Annotated in this window: 9 protein-coding genes; 1 reads left to right on the forward strand and 8 read right to left on the reverse strand. The window is 67.0% G+C overall.

Annotation, left to right across the window (positions count from 1 at the left end; genetic code table 11):
- Positions 1 to 11: 11 nt before the first annotated feature.
- The 7 genes from AC5L30_RS32755 to AC5L30_RS32785 all read right to left on the reverse strand — a co-directional run bounded on the left by AC5L30_RS32755 (position 12) and on the right by AC5L30_RS32785 (position 3886).
- The gene (locus tag AC5L30_RS32755; protein ID WP_494872140.1) at positions 12 to 392 is read right to left on the reverse strand and encodes an RRQRL motif-containing zinc-binding protein; all 381 of its coding nucleotides are present in this window, start codon (positions 390 to 392) and stop codon (positions 12 to 14) included.
- A gap of 20 nt (positions 393 to 412) precedes the next feature.
- Positions 413 to 712 carry a hypothetical protein gene (locus AC5L30_RS32760; RefSeq protein ID WP_494872130.1) on the reverse strand — a complete coding sequence of 100 codons (300 nt, stop codon included), beginning with the start codon at positions 710 to 712 and terminating at the stop codon, positions 413 to 415.
- Positions 709 to 1149, reverse strand: coding sequence for a DUF6197 family protein (locus AC5L30_RS32765; protein ID WP_494872132.1), 441 nt, complete (start codon positions 1147 to 1149; stop codon positions 709 to 711). Before AC5L30_RS32765 ends, AC5L30_RS32760 begins: the two co-directional genes overlap by 4 nt.
- Before the next feature lie 86 nt (positions 1150 to 1235).
- On the reverse strand, positions 1236 to 1445 hold the full coding sequence (locus AC5L30_RS32770) for a hypothetical protein (RefSeq protein ID WP_494872133.1): 210 nt from the start codon (positions 1443 to 1445) through the stop codon (positions 1236 to 1238).
- Complete coding sequence (locus AC5L30_RS32775) at positions 1442 to 2311, reverse strand: FtsK/SpoIIIE domain-containing protein (RefSeq protein ID WP_494872135.1); 870 nt, start codon at positions 2309 to 2311, stop codon at positions 1442 to 1444. Before AC5L30_RS32775 ends, AC5L30_RS32770 begins: the two co-directional genes overlap by 4 nt.
- Before the next feature lie 85 nt (positions 2312 to 2396).
- Positions 2397 to 3272 (reverse strand): hypothetical protein, encoded by an 876-nt coding sequence (locus tag AC5L30_RS32780; RefSeq protein ID WP_494872141.1) that lies wholly within the window; start codon positions 3270 to 3272, stop codon positions 2397 to 2399.
- A 293-nt stretch (positions 3273 to 3565) separates the two neighbouring features.
- Entirely contained in the window at positions 3566 to 3886 is a 321-nt protein-coding gene (locus tag AC5L30_RS32785; protein ID WP_112681382.1) for a hypothetical protein, read from the reverse strand.
- 320 nt (positions 3887 to 4206) lie between these two features.
- Here AC5L30_RS32785 and AC5L30_RS32790 point away from each other — a divergent pair, with 320 nt between their 5' ends.
- The gene (locus AC5L30_RS32790; protein WP_494872137.1) at positions 4207 to 5349 is read left to right on the forward strand and encodes an NsdA family TPR-like regulatory protein; all 1143 of its coding nucleotides are present in this window, start codon (positions 4207 to 4209) and stop codon (positions 5347 to 5349) included.
- Here AC5L30_RS32790 and AC5L30_RS32795 read toward each other — a convergent pair.
- On the reverse strand, positions 5336 to 5605 hold the full coding sequence (locus AC5L30_RS32795; RefSeq protein WP_494872139.1) for a helix-turn-helix domain-containing protein: 270 nt from the start codon (positions 5603 to 5605) through the stop codon (positions 5336 to 5338). The genes AC5L30_RS32790 and AC5L30_RS32795 overlap by 14 nt on opposite strands.
- Between the last annotated feature and the right edge of the window lie 408 nt (positions 5606 to 6013).

Here is a 6013-nt window from a genome sequence, read left to right on the forward strand (position 1 = left end):
CAGGGCAGCCATTAGTGGCCTCCGTGGCAGTCGAGGCAGCAGCCGTAGCGGCGGGGGATGTAGTAGGGCTTCACCTGCCCGCAGTGCCGGCAGGTCCGGCGGGCGAGCAGGGCTTTGGCGATGGCCTCCCGCTGCGCGGGCGTAGCGGTCCGCTTGGGTGCGGCGAGGTCGGTGCGGTAGAGGTAGGCGACCCGCCGGTTGGTGCGGTGTCGCCAATAGATCTGCGCGACCGGGTCATGTCCGCCGGGGCGAAGGCCGGCGGCGCGGAGTTGCCGCAGGGTGGCCAGGCCGGTGGGGGCGCAGTGGTAGGGGAAGGTGGGGAACCCGTAGCGGGTGCCGAGCGGGTCGTAGAACTCGACCCGGATGCCGGTGCGCTCGGCCAGGTTGTCCAGGTCGACGCTGCGCAGGTCGGTCATGGCTTGTCACCGCCCCAGCGCTGTTGGGCGGCTTGGCGGGAGATGCCGAGACGGGAGCCGATTTCGGCCCAGGAGTAGCCGAAGGCCCGCAGGCCGATCACGGCTTCGCCGATGGCGTCGTCGATGACGGAGGACAGGGCGATGAGGTCGCGGAGTGCTTCGACGTCTCCGGTGGCGACGCGGCGGCCGTGGGCGCGGATGATGCGCCGAGCGAACGAGGCGAAGGCGTCGTTCTCGACCACGTCCCGACGCCGTTGCCGGGGAATGGATGTCAAGGACTTCTTGACGGTGTTCATCGGCTCTCACCTCCAGCAGTGCGGAGGGAGTCCCACTCGGTGGCGGCAGCCTGTAGGGCGGTGATGACCTGCTCGGCGGTGCGGGCGGGGTCGTCGTTCCAGGAGTAGGGGGAGGTGTGCTCGTCGAGGAGGTAGCCGTCTTCGTCGATGTGGAAGACCGGGGCGGTGGTGTCGAGGTAGTCGACGAACACGCCGAGGGCGGCGAGGTAGTCGGCGAGGGCGTCGGGGTCGAGCTGGGAGAAGTGCTCGACGGTGTGTCCGGCGCAGGCGATGCCGATGGCCCCGGCGGCGCAGGCCGACGGGGTGAGGGTGTCGAGGTTCTTGGCGTAGTAGGTGCCCTGGTGCCAGCCGTGCCGGCGCAGGTAGAGGGCAGCCATCCGCAGCAGATCAGCGGGTGTGACCTGGATCTGTGTGGGTGGGTTTTGGGTAGCCTTCATGGCAACCACGTCCTTTCGGGGGCTGTCGGTTGGTGGTCGGCAGGACCAGCTCTGCTGGCAGGCGGTCGTCTGGTCCTGTCGGCCGGTTATCGGGCGCGGAGCCGCAGGTAGCGGCGGTGCCGGTTGTCGTCACCCGGCATCTGGGTGGGTGCGGAGAGGTAGACGAGTCGCCCAGTGCGGGCGACGGCGTGGACCATGACGGCGATGTCCTCGGGGCTGCCGGTGATCCACAGTTCGGTGAACTGGGCGGCCCGCTGGTTGTTGGCACGGGCGTAGGCGCGTTCGCGGGTGGTCATGCCGCCATCTCCCACTCGGCAGGCGAGCCGGTCGGGACGGTGAGGCCGCCGGGACGGCGGATCCACGCGGCGTAGTCCGCGATGCCCGCGATCTGGGCGTCCGACAGGTAGGCGACTTTGATGCGGCGGGGGATGCCGCCTTCGGCGATGAGGTACGCCGCGCCCTGGTTGCTGGGCGAGATGTCGGTGGCGGAGTAGCCCTGCTCGGCCCACCCGTGACCAAGGACGATGTTGGAGCTGTTCGGGGTGGTGCAGCGGAACGCGGCGCGGTAGCCGAACAGGTCCCGCAGGCTGGTGGGGATGATGTCGAAGGACGGCCGCTGGGTGGCGGCGACGACGGGGATGCCGGCGGCGCGGCCCCGGGCGACGAGGTCACGCAGGAGCGCGACGAACTCTTCTTGTTCCTGCTTGCTGCCGACGGTGGCGGAGAAGAACGCGATCTCGTCGACCAGGACGGTGATGACCGACAGGCGGTCGGCGGCGGTGAGTTTGCGGCGCCCATGGGCGCGCAGCCAGGCGTAGCGGTTGTTCATCACCTGCTGGAGCCGTCGCAGGACGGTCAGGGCGGCGGTGATGTCGGGGCCGATGAACGCGTCGGCGCAGTCTTCCCACTGGCCGAGTTCGACGAGCTTGCCGTCGAGCAGGACGAGGCGTGAGTCGACGGCGAGGGCGGCGTGTGCGGCGATGGCGTTGAGGAGGCCGCTTTTGCCTCCGCCGGGTTCGCCTCCGGCGAGGAGGTTGCGGTAGGCGAGGGTGATGTAGACGGGCTGACCGAACTCGTCGATGCCGACGAAGATGGGGTCGAACATCGACAGGCCAGGCCCCACAGGAACCGCGCCAACAGCGGCGGGTGTCGTGGTGGTCATGGGTGCCCTCCTTGGGCGATGGGTGGGCGCGGGAAGCCACACGAACGAGCCGCAATGGCTCCCCGCGTCCAGGTGGTGGGGTGGGTTAGATCCAGTCGGAGACGTCCTCGGCGTCAGGTGCCGAGGAAGCCGCGGGCTTGCTGCCGTTGGCGGTAGTGGCCGGCTTCTTGGGCTGGGCCGGCAGGGTGATGGTGGGTGCGTCGACGTCGGGCAGGTCCAGAGCCGTGGGGATCACCGGCGTCGGCCGGTCGGCGGTGGGGGTGTCCGGGTTGATGACGTCGACCAGCGGCGAGTTCACCTGGGCGGTGAGGACTTCCCGGCGTTTGATGTCGAACCGCAGATAGGCGGCGTTGCCGTCCGAGGCCCGCTCGACCAGCGCGGTCGAGGCGTGGCAGGTGACGGCGATCTTGTCGAGGCGGCCTTCCAGGTCGGCCATCGACAGGCCAGGGCGCAGGTAGACCCAGACCCGCTCACCAACCGGGGTGGGGCGAGCCCACAGGATCAGCGGCAGGCTGCCGGACTGGTTGGCGATGATGAACTGCGCGAAGCACACGCGCAGCCGATGCCTGACGATCAGGCACCACGTCCAGGCGATCACCTGGCGACGGCTAGCGGGGACGGCGGCAGGGACGCCGACGACCAGGGCGACCACGATCAGGGTCACCAGGGTCGAGGTGTGGTTGGCGAGCTGGACCCAGAAGGCGAGCAGCAGGACCGACAGCACGATTTCGGTGCTCCACCACCACAGCAGCCGGATAACCGGCCAGATCCGCACCAGCACCCAGGCCAGGGCACCACACGGGATGCCGATAGCCGCGCCTATGAACAGGCCCAGGATGGGGTGGATGGAGGAAGCGGCCACCACGGCCGACAGAAGGCCGACGATGACCGCCGTGAGGACGAACGCCAACCGGGCGTTGCGGGCCGAGGAACGGTGGACCTTGGCCTCGATGACCGTCACCGTTCCGGATCTGCCGCCGAAGGGGCGGCGGGGGCTAGACTTGGACACGACGAGTCCTCCCAATCGCGAGTTGGGGTGGATGAGTGGAGGGCACGGGGTCGGCAGGTTTGGACGCCAGTACCGACCCCGCGCCAGCTCTTGCGGGATGTGACCACCGATCGTGGTCACCAGGCCGAGAACGTTGGACGCCAGAGCCGCCCTCGGACTGCCTCTTTCAGTTGTCGATCAGCGGACCTCAGCCGCTTGGAGTTGCCACGGACACCAGTGGCGAACACAGCACGGTGATCGAGGACCTACTTAGCCGCCGAGTTACCAGCCTTCGGCTTCAGCGTGATCGCACGGAACGCGACGCCGTTACGCCCGTTGGTCGCCCACGGAATAGCCTCCAACTGCTCGACAGCGACGAGCTGTCCCACCGTCACGCCCGGCTTCTCACCCGCCGTGGTGATGGTGATGATCTCGCCGCCAGTCTCGTCGAGCACGAAGACCTGGGTCGACCACATGAGCCGGCCAGTGTTCTTCTCCGACCGCTGATTGCCGTTCTGGTCGTTCTTCGGCTCCGGGTCCTTCGTCACCTGGACCTGCTTGCTCTGGGTGTCCACGTACAGCTTCACAACAAACCTCCTGTGTCTAGGCGCATCCCTTGTTGGATGACTGCCTCGCATCAAAGTACCAACTGAGTTGGTACTACGCCAGACTCCTGCCGACTTTCTTCCGGCGTTCTGCTGACACCCACAACGATGACCTTGACTGAACTAGAACGACAGGTGTCACTGCGGTGACAGGGCAAAGTCCCCTCGCCATGTCCCCTGCGTCGGGCGATACTGGCTGTATGGCTGACGTTGCTGCTGACCTCGATCGACCAGCCTGGGCATCGCGACTCAGGGCCGAGCGCACGGCTCGGGGCTGGTCGCAGGGCGAGGCTGTGCGTGCCATGAGAGTGCATGCCAGCGAGCAATTGCCGGCGGACAGCACGCTCCTGCGGAACTGGAAAAGGTGGGAGGCGGGCAGCTCGGAGCCCGACAGCTTTTACAGGTCGTTGATCGCGAAGACGTTTGGAACTGTCACGGCAGCCTTCTTTCCGCCGGCCGTTCGGCACGAGGCTGATGCTGAACTGATCGCCGGCACGGGCATGGAAACGGTGGAAATCCTTGCTCGCCTGCGGACCTCTGACGTATCGAACGCAACGTTAGAAGCGCTGCGCATCACCGCCGACCGGCTTTGCAGCGAGTACCCGTACATGTCGTCCGATCAGCTCCGTGTCGAGGGGCGAGCTTGGTTGCGTCGGATCACTGCGCTGATGGATCGCCGGCTTACCCTCGCTCAGCACCAGGAGGTGCTAACCCTCGCAGGATGGGTCGCGTTGCTCGTTGGCTGCGTCGAGTACGACATGGGGCTACGCCGCATCGCTGAGGGAACGCGCAAGGCGGCATTGACGCTCGGCGAGGAGGCTGGAAACACTGCTGTCTCTGGATGGGCTTACGAGATGCGAGCCTGGTACGCGCTGACGCAGGGCGACTATCGAGGTGTCATTGCGGCGGCGGAGGCTGGCGAGTCGATCGCGGCCAACAGCAGTGCCGCCGTACAACTTGCTGGCCAGCGCGCCAAGGCGTGGGCTCGACTCGGCGATAGGCGGCAAGTCGAAATGGCGCTAGACAAGGGCCGGACGCTGCTTGAATCGCTGCCGTATCCCGAGAACACGGACCACCACTTCGTCGTGGATCCGGCAAAGTTCGACTTCTACGCCATGGACTGCTACCGGCTGGCAGGTGAGGATCGCCTAGCGGAGATGTACGCCGCCGAGGTCATCCGCTCGTCGACGGACCCGGATGGCACAGAGCGTAAGCCGATGCGGATCGCAGAGGCGCGGGTCACGCTCGGGGTAGTCGCTGCCCGGTCAGGCGACCTTGAGCTGGCGGTCGCTCACGGGCGTCGGGCGTTGGAGGGTGACCGCAAGTCGTTGCCGTCTCTCTTGATGTGTTCCCGCGAGTTGGCGACGCTAATGCGCGAGCGGTACCCGAACGAGCCGGAGGCCCTGTCGTACTTGGACGAGGTGCGGACCCTTAGCCCGAGCTGACGTCGGGTTCGCTCTCGCTTGTGCTGACCTGACTGGGGCGACCACCGACTCCGGGACGCGGTCGGCTCTCGTGCCAAGACACAACGCGGGTAGGGCGCCACATGTGGGTACGACCGACTGTCGCATCGGGCTCGGGCATCTGGCCCCGTTTCCGATAGTTGGACACGGTTGCCACCTTGACCCCGAGGTACGCGGCCACGTCGGAGGTCGTCCACCACTCTGCGGTTGTGTCTGGGCCAGCTCCCACACCCATCATTCTGACATTCCTTGCTCCGGGACTGCCTCCCACTTCCGCCTGTCGAACATGTGTACGATCTTCACGTGACGAAGGAGCTGGTCACGCGTTGGTGGAACGGCGTGTGGGGACGACTGACCCGCCGTGACGTGTGGCTTGCTCGGGAGGTGCGGTGGCACGTCGTCGCCAGGGCTGGCGACTCCGAGACGGGCAGGGTGCTCCGATGGGAGTTCGACACGGAAGACGAGGCACGTCGGATGGTGCGGCGTCTCGTCCAGGCTGACGGGAGTCCCTGGCGTGAGCACTCGCGTGACGCAGCCACGCAACCACCGGAGTGAGGCCAGCGGCCGGACTGCCGGCGTGTCTAGTCCCACCACATGCTTGACGTTTCCGTCCCAGCTGATGCTTGACGGTTGGTCTAGGACTCTT

This window comes from Micromonospora sp. BQ32 (assembly GCF_059358895.1).

Coding starts and splice junctions, on each gene's coding strand:
- AC5L30_RS32760 (WP_494872130.1), bottom strand. CDS start 712: ATGAACACCGTCAAGAAGTCCTTGACATCCATTCCCCGGCAACGGCGT.
- AC5L30_RS32765 (WP_494872132.1), bottom strand. CDS start 1,149: ATGAAGGCTACCCAAAACCCACCCACACAGATCCAGGTCACACCCGCT.
- AC5L30_RS32770 (WP_494872133.1), bottom strand. CDS start 1,445: ATGACCACCCGCGAACGCGCCTACGCCCGTGCCAACAACCAGCGGGCC.
- AC5L30_RS32775 (WP_494872135.1), bottom strand. CDS start 2,311: ATGACCACCACGACACCCGCCGCTGTTGGCGCGGTTCCTGTGGGGCCT.
- AC5L30_RS32790 (WP_494872137.1), top strand. CDS start 4,207: ATGAGAGTGCATGCCAGCGAGCAATTGCCGGCGGACAGCACGCTCCTG.
- AC5L30_RS32795 (WP_494872139.1), bottom strand. CDS start 5,605: ATGATGGGTGTGGGAGCTGGCCCAGACACAACCGCAGAGTGGTGGACG.